This window comes from Spirosoma validum, assembly GCF_014699035.1.
GTDB lineage: Bacteria > Bacteroidota > Bacteroidia > Cytophagales > Spirosomataceae > Spirosoma > Spirosoma validum.
The window spans coordinates 1-20,303 of sequence record NZ_JACXAA010000014.1 but is presented as its reverse complement, the minus strand read 5'-3'; the positions used below and the strand labels follow the sequence as shown (position 1 = coordinate 20,303).

At 47.8% G+C, this 20,303-nt stretch carries 25 protein-coding genes; 11 read left to right on the top strand and 14 right to left on the bottom strand.

Going from position 1 to position 20,303, the window contains the following annotated elements; genetic code table 11:
- Nucleotides 1-8: 8 nt before the first annotated feature.
- The 6 genes from IC230_RS27825 (at nt 9) to IC230_RS27800 (ending at nt 4,559) form a co-directional block, all read left to right on the top strand.
- Nucleotides 9-245 (top strand): helix-turn-helix transcriptional regulator, encoded by a 237-nt coding sequence (locus IC230_RS27825; protein WP_191042345.1) that lies wholly within the window; start codon nt 9-11, stop codon nt 243-245.
- A complete protein-coding gene (locus IC230_RS27820; RefSeq protein ID WP_191042344.1) occupies nt 235-564 on the top strand; it encodes a HipA N-terminal domain-containing protein in 330 nt (109 codons plus the stop codon). Before IC230_RS27825 ends, IC230_RS27820 begins: the two co-directional genes overlap by 11 nt.
- Nucleotides 561-1,505, top strand: a complete 945-nt coding sequence (locus tag IC230_RS27815) for a HipA domain-containing protein (protein WP_191042343.1) — start codon at nt 561-563, stop codon at nt 1,503-1,505. Before IC230_RS27820 ends, IC230_RS27815 begins: the two co-directional genes overlap by 4 nt.
- A 251-nt stretch (nt 1,506-1,756) precedes the next feature.
- Complete coding sequence (locus IC230_RS27810) at nt 1,757-2,659, top strand: NAD(P)H-binding protein (protein WP_191042342.1); 903 nt, start codon at nt 1,757-1,759, stop codon at nt 2,657-2,659.
- 67 nt (nt 2,660-2,726) lie between these two features.
- Complete coding sequence (locus IC230_RS27805) at nt 2,727-3,623, top strand: SDR family oxidoreductase (RefSeq protein WP_191042341.1); 897 nt, start codon at nt 2,727-2,729, stop codon at nt 3,621-3,623.
- Nucleotides 3,624-3,641: 18 nt separating this feature from the next.
- Entirely contained in the window at nt 3,642-4,559 is a 918-nt protein-coding gene (locus IC230_RS27800; RefSeq protein WP_191042340.1) for a helix-turn-helix domain-containing protein, read from the top strand.
- 103 nt (nt 4,560-4,662) lie between these two features.
- On the opposite strand, the gene IC230_RS27795 is transcribed toward IC230_RS27800, so the two are convergent.
- Entirely contained in the window at nt 4,663-5,235 is a 573-nt protein-coding gene (locus IC230_RS27795) for an AAA family ATPase (protein ID WP_191042339.1), read from the bottom strand.
- Nucleotides 5,236-5,800: 565 nt separating this feature from the next.
- Between IC230_RS27795 and IC230_RS27790 the strand changes: the two genes are divergently transcribed.
- On the top strand, nt 5,801-6,676 hold the full coding sequence (locus IC230_RS27790; protein WP_191042338.1) for a helix-turn-helix domain-containing protein: 876 nt from the start codon (nt 5,801-5,803) through the stop codon (nt 6,674-6,676).
- A gap of 12 nt (nt 6,677-6,688) precedes the next feature.
- On the top strand, nt 6,689-7,615 hold the full coding sequence (locus tag IC230_RS27785) for an SDR family NAD(P)-dependent oxidoreductase (protein WP_223860897.1): 927 nt from the start codon (nt 6,689-6,691) through the stop codon (nt 7,613-7,615).
- A gap of 4 nt (nt 7,616-7,619) precedes the next feature.
- On the opposite strand, the gene IC230_RS27780 is transcribed toward IC230_RS27785, so the two are convergent.
- Together IC230_RS27780 and IC230_RS27775 are read right to left on the bottom strand one after the other, a co-directional pair.
- Nucleotides 7,620-8,291 (bottom strand): hypothetical protein, encoded by a 672-nt coding sequence (locus IC230_RS27780; RefSeq protein WP_191042337.1) that lies wholly within the window; start codon nt 8,289-8,291, stop codon nt 7,620-7,622.
- Nucleotides 8,292-8,325: 34 nt separating this feature from the next.
- Entirely contained in the window at nt 8,326-9,294 is a 969-nt protein-coding gene (locus IC230_RS27775; protein WP_191042336.1) for a zinc-binding alcohol dehydrogenase family protein, read from the bottom strand.
- Here IC230_RS27775 and IC230_RS34525 point away from each other — a divergent pair.
- On the top strand, nt 9,293-9,418 hold the full coding sequence (locus IC230_RS34525) for a hypothetical protein (protein ID WP_262893193.1): 126 nt from the start codon (nt 9,293-9,295) through the stop codon (nt 9,416-9,418). The two genes, IC230_RS27775 and IC230_RS34525, sit on opposite strands and share 2 nt — an antisense overlap.
- On the opposite strand, the gene IC230_RS27770 is transcribed toward IC230_RS34525, so the two are convergent.
- The 5 genes from IC230_RS27770 to IC230_RS27750 all read right to left on the bottom strand — a co-directional run bounded on the left by IC230_RS27770 (nt 9,411) and on the right by IC230_RS27750 (nt 14,352).
- Nucleotides 9,411-10,115 carry an alpha/beta fold hydrolase gene (locus IC230_RS27770; protein WP_223860896.1) on the bottom strand — a complete coding sequence of 235 codons (705 nt, stop codon included), beginning with the start codon at nt 10,113-10,115 and terminating at the stop codon, nt 9,411-9,413. The two genes, IC230_RS34525 and IC230_RS27770, sit on opposite strands and share 8 nt — an antisense overlap.
- Nucleotides 10,116-10,274: 159 nt before the next feature.
- Nucleotides 10,275-10,847, bottom strand: a complete 573-nt coding sequence (locus IC230_RS27765) for a PPC domain-containing DNA-binding protein (protein WP_191042335.1) — start codon at nt 10,845-10,847, stop codon at nt 10,275-10,277.
- A 56-nt stretch (nt 10,848-10,903) separates the two neighbouring features.
- Entirely contained in the window at nt 10,904-11,869 is a 966-nt protein-coding gene (gene egtD / locus IC230_RS27760; protein WP_191042334.1) for an L-histidine N(alpha)-methyltransferase, read from the bottom strand.
- Nucleotides 11,870-11,890: 21 nt separating this feature from the next.
- Entirely contained in the window at nt 11,891-13,054 is a 1,164-nt protein-coding gene (gene egtB, locus IC230_RS27755) for an ergothioneine biosynthesis protein EgtB (RefSeq protein WP_191042333.1), read from the bottom strand.
- Nucleotides 13,055-13,110: 56 nt separating this feature from the next.
- A complete protein-coding gene (locus tag IC230_RS27750) occupies nt 13,111-14,352 on the bottom strand; it encodes a multidrug effflux MFS transporter (RefSeq protein ID WP_191042332.1) in 1,242 nt (413 codons plus the stop codon).
- A 333-nt stretch (nt 14,353-14,685) separates the two neighbouring features.
- On the opposite strand from IC230_RS27750, the gene IC230_RS27745 reads away from it, so the two are divergent.
- Both IC230_RS27745 and IC230_RS27740 read left to right on the top strand, forming a co-directional pair.
- On the top strand, nt 14,686-15,210 hold the full coding sequence (locus tag IC230_RS27745; protein WP_191042331.1) for a hypothetical protein: 525 nt from the start codon (nt 14,686-14,688) through the stop codon (nt 15,208-15,210).
- A gap of 9 nt (nt 15,211-15,219) precedes the next feature.
- A complete protein-coding gene (locus IC230_RS27740) occupies nt 15,220-15,402 on the top strand; it encodes a hypothetical protein (RefSeq protein WP_191042330.1) in 183 nt (60 codons plus the stop codon).
- A 9-nt stretch (nt 15,403-15,411) separates the two neighbouring features.
- Here IC230_RS27740 and IC230_RS27735 read toward each other — a convergent pair whose 3' ends face one another.
- The 6 genes from IC230_RS27735 to IC230_RS27710 all read right to left on the bottom strand — a co-directional run bounded on the left by IC230_RS27735 (nt 15,412) and on the right by IC230_RS27710 (nt 20,142).
- Nucleotides 15,412-15,990: a Crp/Fnr family transcriptional regulator gene (locus IC230_RS27735; protein WP_191042329.1), complete on the bottom strand. Its 579-nt coding sequence runs from the start codon at nt 15,988-15,990 to the stop codon at nt 15,412-15,414.
- Nucleotides 15,991-16,150: 160 nt separating this feature from the next.
- Nucleotides 16,151-16,717, bottom strand: coding sequence for an antibiotic biosynthesis monooxygenase (locus IC230_RS27730; RefSeq protein WP_191042328.1), 567 nt, complete (start codon nt 16,715-16,717; stop codon nt 16,151-16,153).
- Between the two features lie 55 nt (nt 16,718-16,772).
- Complete coding sequence (locus IC230_RS27725; protein WP_191042327.1) at nt 16,773-17,687, bottom strand: helix-turn-helix domain-containing protein; 915 nt, start codon at nt 17,685-17,687, stop codon at nt 16,773-16,775.
- A gap of 116 nt (nt 17,688-17,803) precedes the next feature.
- Nucleotides 17,804-18,529 carry a carboxymuconolactone decarboxylase family protein gene (locus IC230_RS27720; protein ID WP_191042326.1) on the bottom strand — a complete coding sequence of 242 codons (726 nt, stop codon included), beginning with the start codon at nt 18,527-18,529 and terminating at the stop codon, nt 17,804-17,806.
- A 54-nt stretch (nt 18,530-18,583) separates the two neighbouring features.
- The gene (locus IC230_RS27715; protein WP_317171858.1) at nt 18,584-19,696 is read right to left on the bottom strand and encodes an alpha/beta hydrolase; all 1,113 of its coding nucleotides are present in this window, start codon (nt 19,694-19,696) and stop codon (nt 18,584-18,586) included.
- The gene (locus tag IC230_RS27710; RefSeq protein ID WP_223860895.1) at nt 19,693-20,142 is read right to left on the bottom strand and encodes a putative quinol monooxygenase; all 450 of its coding nucleotides are present in this window, start codon (nt 20,140-20,142) and stop codon (nt 19,693-19,695) included. The genes IC230_RS27715 and IC230_RS27710 overlap by 4 nt, the downstream gene beginning before the upstream one ends.
- Between the last annotated feature and the right edge of the window lie 161 nt (nt 20,143-20,303).

Sequence of the window (20,303 nt, the reverse complement as noted above, 5' to 3'; positions counted from 1 at the left end):
GTATAGCTATGCATAATACGTTTCGGCAATTTGTGAAACAGCGACGCAAACAGGCGGGGCTAACTCAGGAAGAACTGGCTTATAAAGCTGGTGTAGGATTACGGTTTGTGCGCGACCTGGAACAAGGTAAACTGGCTCTGCGGCTTGATAAAGTCAATCAGGTACTTGGGTTGTTCAATCATCAGGCCGGGCCGGTGCCGATGGATCGTCCAGCATCAGAAACCCTCCCCCACCATGCCACGTAACGCCCGTATCTGGCTGGAACAGACGCCAGTTGGCTGGCTCTCTGAGACTGACGAAGGCTATGTCTTCGTCTACGACGCCGACTACGTAGCGAACCCCAACGCGCAACCAGTCAGCCTGACCCTACCGCTAACCACCCTACCTTATAGCAATAGGGTACTGTTCCCGTTTTTCGACGGCCTGATTCCCGAAGGCTGGCTGCTCGACATTGCTGAACGAAACTGGAAACTTCGTTCTACTGACCGCTTTGGCCTGTTGCTGGCCTGCTGTCGCGACTGCATCGGTGCTGTAAGCGTGGTCGCTAACCCTGAAAACGTATGAGCCGCTGCCTGTACTGCTATCAGCCTCTACCCGAAGCCCGACCCGACTTTCACCCCCGCTGCAGTCGGGCCCTGTTTGGTCAGCCGAAGCCACCACTACTGCCCTATTCGCTGGCGACGATGCACGAACTGGCAGAGCAAATTGTCCGTCAGCACATAACGGTTACGGGTGTGCAACCTAAACTATCGCTGGATCTGCAAACCAGTGAGGGAATGTCGCGTCTGACATTAGTTGGCTTGTGGGGGCGCTATATTTTGAAGCCGCCCTTTCCGATGTATCCAGAAATGGCCGAAAATGAAGATCTGACCATGCATCTGGCGCAGGTGTTTGGCATCGCGACGGTGCCACACACACTGATTCGGCTGCAATCGGGCGAACTGGCGTATCTGACCCGGCGCATCGACCGAACCGATGCAGGGCGAAAGCGAGCTATGGAAGATTTCTGTCAACTGGCCGAACGACTCACGGCTGACAAGTATCGGGGGTCAATGGAGCTGGTTGCCCGACTGATCAGGCAACATAGTACGCAGGCGACATTAGATTTAGTGGCGCTGTATGAACTGACGCTATTCTGTTTCCTTACAGGAAACGCCGACATGCATTTGAAAAATTTTTCGCTCTGGCGTCCCGACGAACAGCGTATCTCACTTACACCGGCCTATGATCTACTGGCCACGAAACTGCTCCTACCCGCCGACACCGAAGAACTGGCGCTTACACTCAACGGAAAAAAGAGTCGCTTCAGGTCCGATGACTGGGTTACGTTTGCTCACTACCTCGGCCTGACCGACAGACAACGTACCAACGTACATCAGCGATTTCGTACCCGCTTTGCAACCGTATTCAACTGGATCGACACCAGTTTTCTGACTAACGACAGCCAGCAGGCTTATCGGCAATTGATTACTGAACGTGCCCGTCAACTCGGCCTCGTGGAATAGTTTTTACGAAGGTGCTTTTAAAAGATTACTCGTACTCTTTGGTCTCCCATTGATAGTGATGTCAATCCAAATACATCCAAAGCGCACTGGCAGTTATGAGTACCCGAAGGTTTTCACTACGTCATGACCAAGGTCATTAGCTCCGTTCAGGTTCGACAGCCACACCACTGTTTTGACTACAACAACCACAGATTTGACTACGTCTGTTTCTAGGCTGTTGCGGACCTTTGCAACATCAAAAAAACAGAAAGATGAAAATCATACTAACTGGCTCATTAGGACACATCAGCAAGCCATTAACCGAAGAACTGGTACAAAAAGGACATGCGGTAACGGTGGTCAGCAGCAAGCCGGAAAAGCAATCAGCCATTGAAGCGCTGGGTGCTACGGCCGCCATCGGCTCACTGGAGGACGCTGAGTTCCTGACAACTACTTTTACCGGCGCAGATGCTGTGTACACCATGGTGCCACCCGCCAATTACTTCGATCATCACCTCGACCTGTTGGGGTATTATCGCAAAATCGGCCATAATTATGCAAAAGCCATCGGGCAGTCTGGCGTCAGGCGGGTGGTAAACCTAAGTACTTTTGGCGCTCATTTAGAGGCAGGTGAAGGCTCTGGGATTCTGCTGGGTGCTCACGATGTAGAGCAGATTCTAAACGAATTATCACCGGACGTAGCCATTACGCACATTCGCCCCACTTCTTTTTTCTATAATCTATATGCCTATGCCGGCATGATCAAAACGGAAGGCGTTATTGCCGCAAACTACGGTGCTGATCATACGATACCCTGGGTGTCGCCAAGGGATATTGCGGTTGCTGTTGCCGAAGAAATTACAACACCATCGGTGGGCGTCAACGTACGGTATGTGGCCAGTGAAGAACGTACTGGTGACGAAACTGCCAGCATTTTAGGCGCAGCTATTGGTAAGCCAGATCTGAAGTGGAAATTGATCACTGACGAACAAACGCTTGCCGGTTTAGTAACCATAGGTATGAACCCAACCATAGCGGCCGACCTGGTTGAAATGTACGGCAGCCTTTATAATGGCGTATTGGCAGAAGATTATTACCGCCACAAACCAGCTACTATGGGCAACGTAAAGCTGACGGATTTTGCCAAAGAATTTGCCGCTGCAATGGGTCAATAAAAGCCAGCATAACTAGCTCGTTGCTAGATCAGTAGAAATCAAATTTCAATCCACAAAAAGTCAAATCATGCGCGTATTTGTTACAGGAGCCACAGGCTTCATTGGTTCTGCCATTGTTCAGGAGTTGATGGGCGCGGGCCACCAGGTGGTCGGTCTCGCCCGGTCGGATTCAGCCGCTAAATCGCTTATAGCAGCGGGTGCTGAGGTCTATCGGGGTGATCTTGAGGATCTGGACAGCCTGCGGAAGGGAGCCGAAGCCTCAGATGGTGTCATTCACACGGGTTTCATCCACGACTTCTCCAGATTTAAGGAAGTATGCGAGACAGACAGGCACGTTATTGAGACCCTCGGCTCCGTGTTCGCCGGTTCCGATCGTCCATTGATCGTTACCTCCGGCACCGCGCTCGTTAGCCCAGGCCGCCTGGCGACCGAAGATATTGTGCCCACTTCCCAATCCACCTCCCATCCGCGCGTAGCGTCGGAAGAGGCAGCCGATTCGGTGGCGTCGCAGGGAGTGCGTCTGTCGGTGGTACGTCTTTCACCATCCGTTCATGATAAGGGCGATTATGGCTTTGTCCCCATGCTCATCAACATCGCCCGCGAAAAAGGCGTTTCGGCTTACGTGGGCGAGGGACTTAACCGCTGGACGGCTGTGCACAGACTCGATGCGGCTCATCTCTACAGACTGGCGCTGGAGAACGCTACGTCAGGAACCCGGTTTCACGGGGTGGCCGAAGAGGGCATTGCGTTCAGAGATATTGCTGAATCCATTGGTAGGCACCTGAACATTCCGGTTGTCGCTAAATCGCCGGAAGAAGCCGTTGATCATTTTGGCTGGTTTGCTTCCTTCACTTCGCTCGACTGCCCGGCCTCAAGCAAGCTAACCCAGGAACGCCTGAACTGGCATCCGGAGCATATCTCTCTTCTTGAAGACCTGGAACTTGGACACTATTTCAACGTTTAGAAAGGAGTACATTGGACTATGCCAACTATGCAACCTCATCGATTTAAAACGATCAGCGAATTTCATCAGTTCAGGGAATTGCCTAAACCGGAACATCCGTTAATCAGCGTGATCAATTTAGAATTAATCAAGCACCTGTATGCCAATGAAACCAGCCTGGTGTTCGATTTTTATTCGATTGCATTGAAAAGGAATTTTTCTGCCAGGATGAGATACGGTCAGCAGGAATATGATTTTGATGAAGGGATCATGTTCTTTATTGCACCGGGTCAGGTTTTCAAAATTGAGGTTGATCAGAATTCACCATTAAATCAGTCGGGATGGATGTTGCTGATTCATCCCGACTTTTTATGGAATACGCCTTTAGCCAAAACCATCAAGCAGTACGAGTACTTTGATTATTCGGTCCATGAAGCTTTGTTTCTTTCCGAGAAAGAGGAAATAACCATTGCTGGTATCATGCAAAGCGTTCAGCAGGAGTATCATTCAAACATTGACAAGTTCAGTCAGGATCTGATTATTGCTCAACTTGAACTGCTGCTCAAATATTCGGAACGGTTTTATCAACGTCAGTTCATCACCCGAAAAATAACCAATCACAAAATTCTGGATCGTCTGGAGACCGTTATTGCCGACTATTTCAACAGCGATGAGTTGATGAAAACCGGATTACCAACCGTTCAGTACGTTGCCGAATCACTCAACCTGACCCCTACGTATTTAAGCTCTCTGCTCAAATTAGTAACCGGACAAACCACCCAGCAGCACATCCACGACAAGCTGATTGAGAGGGCGAAAGAGAAATTATCCGCCACTGATTTGTCGGTCAGCGAAATTGCCTATGCATTAGGCTTTGAACATCCCCAGTCATTCAGCAAGTTGTTCAAAACCAAGACCAATTTTTCGCCGTTGGAATTTCGAAATTCGTTTAATTGATTAACAAGGTATTAATCTGGTAAAACAACGAAAACCGGCCAGTATCTTATGAAATTCAACCTTGTACGGGAGCTATAGCGTCAAAAAGACGATTCGTACGTGTTTATTCCCGTGACTGCTGATTGAGCCATTGTTTAATCAACCTCGCTACCTCCAGCGGCTCCATAGTTGTATTATCAATAGTAAGGATCTGCTTTTGGCCAAATTCATTTTCCAGCGTATTCATCCGGTAGTTTGCCTCAAAATGTAGCAGTGACGCTTCAGAAGCGGCAACGTTTCGTTTGGACGGCTTACAGGCTAACCGATGCCCGTCTCGATTTCGCTGTAATCGTTCTGACAGATCGGCTTTTAATTCTACATAAAATATACTGGCTCCTTGATTCATGAATAGTTGAGCTACTTCTTCAATGTAGTCCGTATCCTCCTGCTGATTCAAGTCCCAGACATACGTAAATATCAATCCATCCAGATCGCTTTTAGCAATCTCCTCAAAGAAAGCAAAGCGGATTATACGGTCGAGCCGTTCGAAGGGAGGGGTTCCAAAGTCGAAAAACTGATTGACCAGTTCTAAGGACATGTGGTTATGAAATAACTTTAACTCCGTTATTTTTTCCAACTCCTGACCCACGGTCATTTTTCCAACAGCAGGCGGACCGAACAGAATAACAAGCTTCATACTCTTTTTTTATTATAACGTTTGATCATCGTTCGAAAACAATTAAGTCTTATTTCTTTCTCTAATGCAGGTAATATGAACTTATGTACTCAAGTACAATTGGTTTAGATTATTCTAAAAGGCATATTTTGTCATGCTGACGCAGGAAGCATCTTCGGCAAAGTAAATTACTCCAGCCACCGAAGATGCTTCCTGCGTCAGCATGACAAAAATAATCTAATGTGTTTTCAATGAACTACTTATGTAAAATAACCTTCACTGGAAACTTCTTATATACGTAACATCAGAGTTTTCTTATAAAAATTTCTAATCTCTAGAGTCGAGCTGATGGTGTGGTGTCATGTTCATAGGCATGCATTGGACTAACTACTGTACCTATCCCATAAACCTTAAAATCCCAGAGTTTCAAGTCAACAGAGTTGAACTCGAAAATCGGAGAAATTAATTGGCCTACTATAGGTCAAATGAATCACCTAGTTGACAGAATCTTACCGTCAATGTACCAATAGATCGACTGTATGAGATTCGGCATACTGGTAAGCTTTGATTTTCTTAACTTTGTGTCATGAATAAACAGGCAAACGTACAGGTATCAGATTTTACTGCCGAGGTAAAACTAAAGGGTTTCAAAGCCTATGAAATAGATAGCAAGTCTGGTGGTCATAGTTACAATCGGAAAGATTTCTACAAAATCAGCCTGAACACCGGAACGTATGTTTTTCATTATGCAGATCGGAGTTTTGAAACGAATGAGACCATTTTGTTTTTTGGCAATCCGCGTATCCCTTACTCCTGTGAGGTTGTTTCGACCATAAACGAAGGCTACGCCTGTCTCTTTACCGAGGAGTTTCTCAAGCTAAGCGACCGTTCCGAGAGCCTCCTGCAATCGCCCTTATTTAAAATCGGTGGTACGCCCATTTTAACGTTGAACAAGGAGCAAAAAGCGGCTATTGCTCCTATCTACCAAAAGATGATTGCCGAACAGGATACGGATTATGCCTTTAAGGATGAGCTGATCCGTAACTACATCAACCTGATTATTCATGAGGCTTTGAAACTACAGCCTTCCGAAAACACTCCCGAACACAAAAATGCAGCTGTGCGAATTACATCTGTATTTCTTGACCTGCTGGAACGACAGTTTCCCATCGAAAGCACCGACCGTCCATTAGAATTAAAAACGGCGCAGGATTTTGCGAAACAGTTGTCTGTCCACGTCAATCATTTGAATAGCTCGGTCAAGGAAGTGACCGGCAAACCAACCACCGCTCACATTGCCGACCGGATTATCCACGAAGCCAACGCTCTGCTGCAACATACGGATTGGAATATTGCTGACATCGCGTATGCTCTCGGCTTCGAGTACCCCACTTATTTTAATAACTTTTTTAAGAAGAAAACGGGTCATATTCCCAAATCGGTTCGAGCAGCCTCCCTTTGAAATTCTTACGTTTTGCTTTGTTTTTCTTTAACGGCGTTGCTACGTCCGATAGACCTTTGCAGCGTAATTAAAGACAATAAAGACTACGTAATGAATATGGATAACAACAAGGTTTGGTTTATCACCGGCGCAGGGCGCGGGATGGGTGTCGATATCGCTAAAGCTGCCTTGGCAGCAGGCAATAAAGTCGTGGCGACTGGTCGTAATATAGACAAGGTGGCCCAGGCAGTTGGCGAATCCGCGGACCTGTTGGTTGTGAAACTGGACATTACCAATCCAGCCGATGCCACAGTTGCGGTTAAGGCTACTGTCGACCGGTTTGGCCGTATCGACGTACTGGTCAACAACGCAGCCAGCTTTTATGCCGGTTACTTTGAGGAATTGACACCGGAGCAAATGGAGCAGCAGCTCCTGACAAGCCTCATTGGCCCGATGAACGTAACGCGTGCCGTACTGCCGGTTATGCGCAAACAGCGCTCAGGGCACATTATTTCGATCTCATCGACGGCGGGTCTCGTTGGCTTTGAGTTTGGTACTGCCTATGCTGCTTCTAAATTCGGCCTCGAAGGCTGGATGGAGTCGCTACAGGCGGAGATCGAACCGTTTGGCATCCACACTACTATTGTCAATCCTGGCTTTTTCCGTACTGAACTTCTCACGGAGGAGTCTACAAATTACGCCGAGCGGCAAATCGACGATTACAACAAACGCCGAACGCAGCAAATGCAATTCTGGAAAGGCGCAAACGGTCAGCAGTCCGGCGATCCGGCCAAACTCGCTCAGGCGCTTATCACGATCGCGAATCAGGAAAAGCTACCGCTACGTTTTATTGCCGGAGCCGATGCCATTGATACGGCCGAGCAGGTAATCGCAACACTTCAGCAACAACTCAACGCGTATCGTGAGTTATCGACTTCCCTCGCACACGAGGACGTATAGCTTTCTATTTTGTCATCTTCAAATCGGCGAAATAGCCTTCGGTACCTACATCCACCCATAGGCCAATACCACCCGATGCGTCTGCTCCCAGCTTAAGGTCGTTCACGACTAGCGAAGGCTGTTTATTGTCGCCCAGATAGAGTTGCGCTTTTTGCCCATTCACGACGATTTTCATCGTAATCCATTCATTCAGCGCCATGTCCGCGTAGGATTCGTACCGCTCCGGTGCTTCTTTCCGGAGTCGATCAAACTTGTAGTCAGGGTACGAGTAGTACTGAATAGAGTGATTACGTCGCACCTGATCCTCCGCCCGACCATTGGTTGGGCGGATGTAGATACTCTCGTATTTTGTATTGGTTTCATTGATCCGAAAGGCAACGCCAATAAACCCCCGTGCCGTTTCTGGAGCACTTCTCAGCAGTCGGCTTAGGACCTTTACTTCGATGGTGCCATTCGTAAAGTCAATTCCTTTAATTCGGACAAAGGTCGGTTCGTCCACCTTTTGTATGGTAGAATCTTTGACCACCTTGAGAGCTTCTTTACCCATGACGCGCTCGAACGACATCGACACCTGATTCGGTACCAGTCTATCTCCATTCAGCGTAATGGCTTGCGCATGCAAACCCATCGAAGAGAAAAGCAAACCGCCGATCAGGATGAATAAGGTACGTTTCATGGTGTATATTTGAGATGATACGTAATAGGCTTGCTTAGGGTAGCACGACAATCTTACCGGCTCCCTGATTACTGTCCATAAATTGGTGAGCCGCCACAATCTGATCCAGCGTAAACGTTCGGCTGACGGCGAGCTTTACCTGTGCTGTTTCAACCTGTCGGATGAAATCCTGAAAAACGGCTGCCGGGCTAGTAACCTGGCCGCTATCGTAGGTGGTTAGCCGCACCGTGGCAGGGATGAACTCCATCGGCGCAAAATCGGGAATCGTCCAGCTTTCGGCCAGCATCCCACTCATACAGCCCGTGCCGCCGGGTTTTAGACAACGTAATGAGTCGCGTAGCGTTGACGTACCCACCAACTCCAGCACCTTATCGACACCTTCCGGATAAATAGTCCGCACGGCCTCGTTCAGTGTTCCACTGTCGATTAGTACGTGTGCGGCTCCGTTGGTACGTAACGCACTTTCTTTCTTCGGGTTACGAGTCGTTGCCAGTACGGTCAGACCCGCCAGGCTAGCCAGTTGAGTCGTCAGCATCCCTACCGATGAAGTACCCCCGCGAATCAGCAGGGTTTCACCTCCCTGAACGGCCAGGGCCGGATACAGCGAGCCGTAAGCCGTTTGGAACATTTCAGGAATTGCTCCCAGCACCACCCAGGGCAGTTCGCTCTGAAAGGGACGTAACAGGTGCTTAGGCAGCAGGGTGTATTCAGCATAGCTGCCGTCGAAATCTCGGCCCATTCCGCCCATCAGCGCCATGACTTTCTGGCCTTTGGCATATTGACCGGAGGGATCGCTTTCTACTTCGCCGACGCACTCGATACCCAGCACACGCGGAAACTGAACACCCGGCGAGTAGCCTTTGCGGGTCATCAATTCAGACCGATTCAGTCCAAACGCTTTAACCCTGACTAAAATCTGCCCTTCCGCTGGTGTTGGTATAGGGCGATCTTTCAGAATAAACTCCTCGGGCGAACCGGGACGATAGATAACGGCAGCTTTCATGGTAATTACAGATTATTGCTTTAGAAAAGGCGCTACGCTCGCCCAGACGGCCGGAAAATTCACCAGAAATACCGGATGGGGCGCGTTGGGAATTATGCTGAGCTGGCTGTTTGGAATCATCTGATACGTAGCAATTGATACGTAGCAATTATCGTTGCCAGGGGCACATTTTGATCACGCTCTCCAGACAGCACCAGTACCGGGCAATGGATGCTGGCGAACAGTTCTTTACTAGCGGTCATGGTGTTATGGAAATTGGCCAAATTTGTCCAGTATTCTTGCAGCCTTTGGGGTTCAGGCATCAGGCCTAGTTGCTGTTTGATGTATAGACTATCCAGCTTAGCCATTTCCTGGACGTTTAAGATGACTTTCCGAAGTCCGGGTATCTGCTCACCAGCACCCATCCCAACGAGTTTCTTCACGCGTGCCGGGTACATACTGGCCAGCTTATAGCCAGTATAAGCGCCATCGCTAAAGCCCAGAACCATTACACTATCTTTCGTTACGTCATTGATAGCGGCCATCACATCATTCGCCTTTTGCTCATAGGTGACCGGCGAATGGCCTATCTCCGATTTGCCATGTCCCCGGGTAGAGATGGCAATGACTTGATAGGTTTTGGCCAGGCTGTCAATAAACTGAGCCATCTCATAGGTAGAGCCTACGCCACCGCCGTGCAATACCACGAAAGGTTTTCCTTTGCCATAAACTTCATAGTAAATGCGGGTATCACCCGACTTGACGTAATATCCCGCTTTGGGATTATTGCCGTAGGGAATGGCTGTTGCTGGTGACGGCTGCAACTGCATAAAGTGCCTCATGCCCGTTGAGTCTGACTAAAGGCAGTTGACGTACTAAATAGAAGTAGAAAGAGGAATCGCCGATTCATTTTTTGCATCGTTTACTGGATGCAAAATTGGTCTGTTTCGGACCAGTCTGGAATAAGATAGCTTAAGAAACGGGCTTAAACTAGTTTAAGATTACTTCTCCAACGCGGGATCAATGATACCAGCATTAAACTCTTGGTTAAGTCGTTTATACATCGGAGTTGGTTCAACCGTAACGATGACCTCTAACGTAGGACCAATGATCAATTCAAGTAGGTGCCCACCGTGGGTGATGCCGTCTTCAGTTGCTACGTTAATATGCGTGTGAGCCACTGGTTTGCCATTGAATACGGCGATGTCGCCAATCAACGAGGTTACCTCAGAAGGTTTGCTGATGGGGATGACTTTGAACATCTTGCGGCCATAGTCATACCATCCTACTTTGGCCGACATCGCATCACCGATACCCGTGTAATGAGCGCTTTTGACCTTATATTTTTGAGCGAATTCTGTTAGGCCCGATACTACCTCATCGCCCTTGGAGAAAATCACGGCATAGGTCTTGGTTTGCCCGTTGGTACTCAGTAGTTTGACTTTTACCCCTGGCGACTTACCTGTTGGCGCGGGTTTAATGGGTGGTACATATTCCTGAGCGCGGGCAATTGACCCACTACTGATTATCAGTAAAGCAGAAACTGCGATGCTTCTGAAGAGACTGGCTTGCATAACGATCCGGTTACAGGTCTAACTAAAAAAGCCGCGCCTGGGTTGTCAGCACATATCTACTCACTCGAAACGCGCCACAGTACATCCGCAAACTGGTGACGGGAATCATAAAAGGATTCGACCGGTTTAAAACCAGCCTGCGAGGCTAACTGCTGGATTTCTGTTTTACTATATTTCTGAGATACTTCCATATAGATTGGTTCGTCGCGCTCAAAGGCAATGACGGTATCATCATCGAAGGTTACCCGTTGATCGCACGTACTGATCAGGTAACTTTTGCAGCTACCCGTTATGGGATCATAGACTGGAAAATGACTGAATTGGTGGAGCTGAAAATTGGCACCCAATTCACGGTTGATACGTTGCAACAGATTCAGATTAAACGCTTTGGTTAGCCCACCTTTATCGTTGTAGGCATCCAGAATCGTTTGCGGATTTTTCTTCAGATCAAACCCCACCAGTACGTGGTCGCCTTGCCGTAAGAACGATTTTAGTTGCTGAAAGAACTGCACAGCCTCGCGAGGGAGCATGTTGCCGACGGTTGCTCCCAGAAACAAAACGAGTTTCGGTTGGTCATTGGCGGTCTGTAATTGCTCCAGCATGTCAAAATAATCACCGGCCAATCCGCTCACCTGCATACCGGGTAGTTTAGCACCCAGGTTTTGGTTCAGGTAAGCAATCATGCTGGGCGAAATATCAATCGGATAATACTGTTGGCTGCATTGCATTCGCAGTGCTTCTTGTAGCAAAAAGATCGTTTTGGAGCCGTCGCCCGCACCCAGCTCAACGATATCAAATTGGCCAGACGTATTGGCACAACGCTCCAGAATCCGGCGGCTTTGCAGGCTGAGAATTTCCGCTTCCGCCTGGGTCAGGTAATACTCCGGGCAGTGCATGATTTGCTGAAACAGTTCGTCACCCCGGGCATCATAAAAGTACTTGGGCAAAAGATATTTTGGATTGGCAGACAGTCCCTTTAGTATATCCTGCCGAAAAGGGCTATCCACGAGTAGTTCGTTCATAACGGTACTAAAAAATGGTAATTAACATGATTGAGTCAGCCGGATACCCATAAATTGCCAGCGGAGGGAGGGATGAAAAAAGTTTCGGTACGTCGGGCGACTATGGCCGGGTGTAGTGGCTTCCGAAGCGCCACGTAGCACCATCTGACTAACCATGAATTTACCGTTATATTCGCCAATGGCCCCTTCTGCTTTGGTAAAGCCCGGATAAGGCAGATAAGCACTTTCGGTCCATTCCCAGCGCGAGCCCCAGTCCAGCTGATCCTGAGTGGTTTCCCATTCGGCTTCGGTAGGTAGCCGAAAACCCCGCCACTGTGCATAGGCCCAGGCTTCGTAATAACTGACGTGGCAAACCGGCTGGTCCAAAAGTAAGGGTTGCAGTCCATCCGGGGTGTACTGATACCAGATACCATCGAGCTGATGCCAGTACAGCGGAGCCTTGATTTGATTGGTTTTCACCCAACCCCAACCTTCGGCGTGCCAGTAGCGAAAGTTCGAATAACCACCAGCCTCAATAAACGCCAGATACTCTCCATTGCTGACCAATTCCTGTCGAATCTGATACGGAGCCAAATACACCTTATGGCGATTCAACTCATTGTCGAAACAGAATTCACCGCCCGTCGCACCGATTTCGTAAATGCCTTCCGGCTGGTTAATCCAGTGTTCTTCGGCAATGACGGGCACCGATGGTTTAGCGTAAGCCGTCTGATAGGCAGGCAGTAGTGGGTTATTTCCCAGAATGTATTTGATGTCTGTAATCAGAAGCTCCTGATGCTGTTCTTCATGGTTAAAGCCTAAGTCGAGCAGCGCTTTCAAGGAGCTACTGAGTCCACTCTCGTCAGCCAGGAAACGACCCATGGCGTCATCGACGTAAGCTCGATAGGCCATGACGTCAGCCACCGAAGGTCGACTCAGATTGCCCCGGTCTGTACGCACAACGCGAGCGCCTACAGTTTCGTAATAACTATTGAAAACATAATTGTATTGCTCGTTAAAGGGCTGGTATCCTGCTACGTTCGGTAACAGCACAAACGTTTCAAAAAACCAGGTTGTATGCCCCAAATGCCACTTCGGTGGGCTAACATCGACTACGGGCTGGACAACAAAATCTTCGGCTTGTAACCCCTGACAAATAGCTTCACTACGCGCTCGCACCTGTCGATAGCGCTCTGGTAAATTCATAAACGGAAAAGGTTTTATACCCTCGAAGAATAAAACAGGACGTGTTAAGAAGTAGTTTAAAACTTCTCAAGGATTTCCAGGCTTTGCTGAGCGGCAACTTCCCGTTTTGCCTGATAGTTCATTCGCTTATGACCCACTAACAGGACAGCCAGACCCAGCATACAGCAGATCAGCATGATCGTAGCCATTGGTACAGCCGTGCCATTGAAAAACAATCCTACTAGCGCGGACGCGATAGATCCACAGACCATTTGCAAAGCCCCCAGCAGAGCGGATGCGCTTCCGGCTCGTTGAGAAAATGGAGCCATCGCCAGAGCCGCCGAGTTCGGGAACGTAAACCCCTGGCAACTCAGGAATAAAAACAGCAGTCCGACGAGACTATATAAACCGAGAAACCCGCTTACTGTACCCATCAACAGGACGAGTCCGATCAGGAATTGAGTGGCTATCATGGCCGTTAGGAGTTGGCTACTTGTGTAGCTACGTAACAGCCAGTTGTTAAGCTGACTGCTGCCAATGAGTCCGGCGGCTATGATCGCAAAAATGAGTCCGTATTGCTGTTCGCTCACGCCGTACAATTTCATAAAGACAAACGGCGACCCCGCCAGGTAAGCAAATAAACTCGCCGAAGCTAGTGCACCAGCACCGGCATAGGTGGCAAACTGAGACTCTTTCACAACCTGTTTATAGCCATGCAGTATAGCAGTTGGTTTCAACGAAACGCCTGCATCAGCACCTCTGCTTTCGGGCAACCACCGCATAACAGCCATCGACAACAAGATGGCAGCAACGGCCAATACGGTAAAGACTATGCTCCAGCCACTGGTTGCAATCAGATAACTGCCGACCGTTGGGGCCAGAATGGGCGAAACCCCTAAGATCAACACCAACAGGGATAGGACTTTTGCATTTTGTTCTGGCGGGAATAAATCACGTACCATCGCGTTCGGCGCGACCATACCCACACAAGCGCCTAACGCCTGTAGAAATCGAAATCCAATCAAGGCTTCCACGGATGGAGAAAGCGAACAGCCAATGGAAGCCAGAATATATAGGCCCAGTCCAATCAGCAACGGTGTTTTCCGGCCAAAGCGATCCAGCAAAGGACCGCACACCAACTGGCCTATGCAGACACCAATAAAAAAGCTTGATAGCGAATAGGCAACCTGGTCGACTGTCGTATGCAAATCTCTGGCAATGGACGGAAAACCGGGAAGGTACATATCAATGGAGAAAGGGCATACAGCTGCCAACAATCCCAGAATCAGGATAACTATAGAGCGTTTATTGGTTTGCATTACGTGTTTGTTCAGGCACAAATAGCAAGAGTGTTAGTTTAGTAAGCTAGAACGGCTTACGGAAGGTTCAACAAAAAGAGCAGGTGATACGTCTTTTTCATGGTCGCCTTAACCTGATTTCTCCGTCCGATAACTGAAGATAGGCTATGGTTTGACAAGGCAAAGGTCTGGCGCATTGCCAGACCGAGCCAATAAACTAGTTTAAGAAACAGGCTTAAACTAGCTTAAGGGTTAAGCGCTCACTTATTTTACCCCGAATGAATTTCATCAACTGCATGGCCCAGTGATTGTATGCAATCGATGCATAAACGACTAAAAAGCTAATTTTACCGAATGACAAACCCACAAATAGTTGGTGTTGAGATTGATAAACTCACTCGTTCAATTGAAAATGCCATTTCAGGAGACAGCTTCAGAACAGAAGCTCTTGAGCTAACAATATCCGATTTGAAACGGATAAAGAAATCCGAATGGCTGTTTGATTGGAAATATGAAGCTAAACAGACGGACAAAACCGTTTATAAACTTGTTATCGTAGAGAATACGACTATTACTCAAGGGCTCATAAGCCTTCAAGATAGAGGTGATCACATATTTATGGCCTTGATCGAGAGCAGCAAATTCAATCGTGGTGCTAACAAACTTTATTTAGGCGTACCTGGAAACCTGGTGGCTTTCGCCTGTAAGCATTCTTTTGACAAAGGCTATGCTGGTTATGTTTCGTTTGAGAGCAAAACCAAACTGAAAGAGCATTATCGGAAATCATTGGGAGCACACGTATTGTTTGGTAATGTAATGGCGATTGATACCATTGCTGCTCACATACTTGTCAATCAATATTTCCCGGAAAATTCGTAACTTATTGCTATGATAAAAGAACCCAAAGATATAGACTTCTCTACGTCAGGCAGACAGTTAACGAAGGAAGACTTTGCTTTGATTAGTCAATGGATTGCAGCAGACAAAAAAAAGCAGGTAGTAGGACAGGCCAAAAACCCGCGTAGACGACAAAAGGATCTCGCTCAATCTGGAGATAACGGACAGGACTAAAGGCCGCTGTCAGGAAGCGAGGTCTTTCCGGATCTTGCTTAAAAATTCGGGGGTGATGCCCAGGTAAGAAGCGATTTGGGTATTGGGAAGGCGTTGTGCCAGATTTGGGTATTGTTCCAGAAAGGCAACGTAACGTTCCTGGGCGGTAGAGCTGATCGTTTGCAGAACCCGGTTTTGTAACTCAACGTACTTGTCTTCAATGATGACTTTGAAGATTCGGTCGAGTTTGGGAATGTTCGTATAAAGAAAATACAAATCCTCTTTTTCGATTTGCAGGACAACGGACGGCTCAATAGCTTCGATAAATAATTTACTCGGCTTGCCGGAATGAAAGCTGCCAATATCGGCAATCCACTCATTTTCAGCCGCAAACTGAATGGTATGTTCCGTCCCTTTTGGGTCTACGCCGAACATTCGAAAGCAGCCTTCAATCACAAAGGAATAATGTTTACAAGGGAAGCCTTCCTGCAGAATAGCTTGACGGCGTTTTATTTTGCGCTGCGTAACCCGCCCTTCCAGTAGCTGCCTTTCTCCTTCATCGAAAGGAAGGTAACTCTCAAAGTGGTCGATAAGCGGCTGTAGCGTCAATTATTAAGAAGGTGATGTATAAAATATCTGTAAAGTCTTCTCCAAAGCTAAAAAATAGTTTAGCGTATTAAAAACCAGCCTCTCTTTATCCGTCTCCAAAGTGCCCAAGGTTGTTGCCACCGCTTTTCCTGACTACTCATAATAAACTCCTCGTTTTAATTTACCGATAGAGCCATGCAGCAACAAGTCGCACGTAGCGTGGCATAATGACAAATGTCATAAGTCCGACAATAATCAGGCTGGTCAAAAACGCTCTAAGCAAAGGAAACGACAAAAAAGCCACTGTTGAAAAAATGGGCGAGAGTAGCCAGGGCACAAGAAGCGATAGCGGAAAAATAGCCGACAGCGTAATGAAAAATTGCTTGTAAGGGGGTGCCATTTTCTTGTTCTCTGGCGGAGTGAACCAAAATTCAAGCCCGGTTTTTACCTCGATTTTCTCGTCTGTATCAAGAAAAGGACGTACTGCCTCGATCATTTTCTTACGTGTGTCGGATTCCAACCAATTACGTAGATGAACTTCTGAATCGAAATGCAGCACGATTGTATAGGCTTGATTGCCCCCATGAGGCCTAATGACACTGACGCCCCGATGCCCGTCAGCGCCTTGCGCCAGCGGCACCATTTCGTTTAACCAGCTTTCATAAGCCTGAATGTGCTGTTTATAAGGCCGCTGGATAATAATGGTCGTCACGGCGCTGTCGATAGCGATGGGAATGTTATCTGGCATAGCATAAATTGCTTTTAGTCCAAAACTATAAATCCCAAACCGTACTTTGCAAAATTCAACCGTTTCTGACTTTCAACGGGCTGAGCTGGGTGTGTTTTTTGAAGAAGTTATTGAAATGGGTCACTTCGGTAAAACCTAAGGCGTAGGCAATATTCGATACGCCCCAGGTGCTACGTTTAAGCAACATTTTCGACTCCTGCAAAACGCGCTCGGCAACAAGTTGGGAGGTGGTTTTCTGGGTTATTTCCTTCACCGCCCGGTTCAGGTGGTTAACATGGACGTTCAATTGGGTAGCGAAATCGGACGCTGACCGAAAGGCCACCTGCTGATGCGTATCGTCGAGCGGAAACTGCCGTTCCAGCAGTTCTAAAAATAGGGCTGAAATCCGTTGCGAGGCATTGATGGGCTGCTTATCGAATGTTGACGTTGGCTGCATTTTCAGCGCAAAGTGCAACAATTCAAATACGAGGTTTCGCAGCATATCATACTTATGAATATAATCGGAAGTGATCTCGTCAAACATCCGCTCGTAGATACGGGTAACCTGGGCTACCTGCTCGTCGGTCAGCTCGAACAGGTGGTTTCCGTTGGGCTGGAAAACCTCATATTGATTCAAATTGCCATACTGACTGAAAAACTGCTGATTAAAAATGCAGTAAAAGCCACTTCGAATCTGGTCCAGATGTTCCCATCGATACGGAATATGTGGATTCGAAAACGACAGTGCCTGTTTTTGTACGGCAACCACTTTATCGGCGTAATGAACCTGGCTGTTGCCGATAACCAGCATGATTTTATAATAATCGCGCCGTTTGTAGGGAACGGGTTTTGCCTTATCGCCCACCAGCGGTTCTAACCGAAAGATGTTGAAATGCCCGATATCATTCCGAAGATTATCGGGCATCCAGCGGAAGGCCGCCCCATCAAACTTCCGTTTATAAAGCTCTTCTAACGTTTCAGATTTTTCCATTCAGTTACGTTTTTTTGTCATGCTGACGCAGGAAGCATCTTCGTTGACAGCAAAACAGTTCTCACCCGAAGATGCTTCCTGCGTCAGCATGACAAAACCAATAAAACAAAATTCCCTTACCTCCTTGACGCTGTAACTTGAGCCAAAACCGTTCGCCCGGCCTCGGCTTCCGCTTTGCCGACATTCGTCTCGATCAGCGACATCGCTTGACTCAACTGTGGCTCGGTCAGACCCACGTGAAGGCAGATTCCCAGATGGGATTGAAGCATTGGCTCCACACCTCCAATACTAGTCAGTACCGGAATGGTCGTCAGTTCCCGGTCGACATAACTGAGTACGTCACGCTCAAATAGATCCGCAAACAGGTGTTCTTTCAGAAATACTTCGATCTCAGGGCTGAAGGCAGCATAGCCCCGTTTAGGTCCGGTTTCTGGCTGTCCAGTTAGTTGTTCGAGTACTTTTTTGCCCCGCTCGTATTTGGGTTCACTGCTGGTAATGGGCGAGGCTTCCTTACCCATTTTGGCGTTAATTCCCTTTTTCTTACGCTCGTCCAGTACGGTCATAAACGTTTGTAATCCACGAAGACTCCGGGGAAATCCACAATAGGCGTACAGATGCACCAGCACTTCCTTGATTTCATTGACGGTCAATCCTGCATCCAAACCGGTTACCAAAGCTGGTTGCAGTTTTTGCAGATCACCTTTGGCGGTGAGTGCTGAAATGACGACGATACGTTGCTGCTTTGGCGACAAGGTGGTTTGTTGATTCATCTGATTTTGTGCGTTGAGCTGGTGAAAACCGACAAACCAACCGACAAGCATAGGTATGAAAAAGGTACGCATAGGTTGGTTGTAAGCGTTAAAGTGTACAATCGAAAACGTTGAAATAAGGTCAGGTTAATCCAGCTTCTTCTCCTTCAGAAATTTGGCCATAAGATCAGCAATCTGGAGATTGTTAAGGTCGGAAAAAGGAAAATGAGTATTGCCTTTGATGCCTATCTCCGGCAGGTGAACCACCGTAGCATTGCCGCCATGTTTATTGATCGTTGCCGCCCAGATTTTGGCCATCTCAAGTCCGGCACGCCAATGATCTTTATTCCATACCGTAGTTGGCTCTTTGGCAATGTTATCTCCGTAATAAATGATGATTGGGATCTTGGTGAGTTTATTAAAATCTTCTACCGGTATCTCAACGCCTTTCAGTTCGCCAAAAAGGCTGGCCGATTGGATGGGGTTTGGCAGTTCCCCTGCGGGAAAAACGAAACTGCTGAATGGTTCGTAGGCGATGACAGCCTTAACGTTTGGGTTTTTTATCGCTGTAAACCAGCCTATACCTCCTCCCTGCGAATGCGTGATGAGGATACCTTCGCCAATTCGATCAAATAATCGGGAACAGGCATTGGATACTACGTTCGCGTCAAAAGCCCCCGTATTGGGCGTCATTTGCCTGAAAAACTGCTCCAGCGAAGCGGTATCCTTCGGGAACTGACTACCGTCAAAATAATTGGGATAATTACCAATCCTGAACTGCGTAAACCAGAACTGTTCATCAGGCGTGGGGGTACTCGTTGCAGTCACTGTACTTTTCCCCGCTTCACCCCGCCTTGGCTGATCCAGTAAATAAACGCCAAAACCCCGTCGGAGGAAGATCGTCTGAAACCCCTCCCGTCCATCCGGGGTTGATTCCCAAGTCTTTTTTGACTCTGCGGCACCATGCAGGAAAACCAGCGGGTATTTGCGGGCTTTGGGCGGAATCTGGTAAAACGCGTAGGCGTGATCGCCGTGAAAGGTTTGCCCTTGTGGTTTTAATGCATTCGTCAGGTCAAATTTTCCAGGCTCGGAACTGGTTGTTCCCCCAACCATGAAACTGCCCTGCTGCTGAATAACGAACGGCCCGGTGCTGTTACGTTCTTTCGTTGACGCACAGGCCGTCATGAGCATAGAGACCGTAATGGCTACAAGAGCAACGTAACGTTTTGATCCGTTTGTTAGGAAATAGTTACTGTTCACCGTTTATCGACAGTTAATTTCTTAAAAATTGCGGGCATCGTGGCGGCATCCAGCGCTTCCATATCCACTAGTTTCAACGATTTCACCATGTTAAGCGTAGTGGTTTTGTACGTTTGAAAGTGTGGTGTCTTCAAGTGCTGCTCGTACGCGGCCCGGCTGGCATACATTTCCAGAATCCGTACCGACGTGGGACTTTCTTTTTGATACATCGGAAAGATGGCAACGACGCCCGGCTCCAGCTTCACGGATGCAGCCGATTCTTCTTTCAGAATGGCTTTGTATTGGTCCAGATAAACGGGATCTATTTCAATTTCTGAAAGACGTACCATCATATCTTTTTGCTGCGCCGAAGCTGTTTGGTAACTCATAAACAGTACCACCAGGAGTAAAAAAGAGACGAGTGTTCTAGGTGCTTTGACGTTAAAACCTGTGGAGTGCTTGTTCATTTTTGTCTGAGTTAAGTTGGTTGATTGGATTCTTTTTTGTCATGCTGACGAAAAACCCGTTTAAACTTTTGCTTTGGTAGCGTCTTTGTCATTCTATGTTTGTGCGCGTTCCTTTTTGAGTGCCTCCGTCGGTAGACTACCTTTTGTCAAAGGTCATCAAG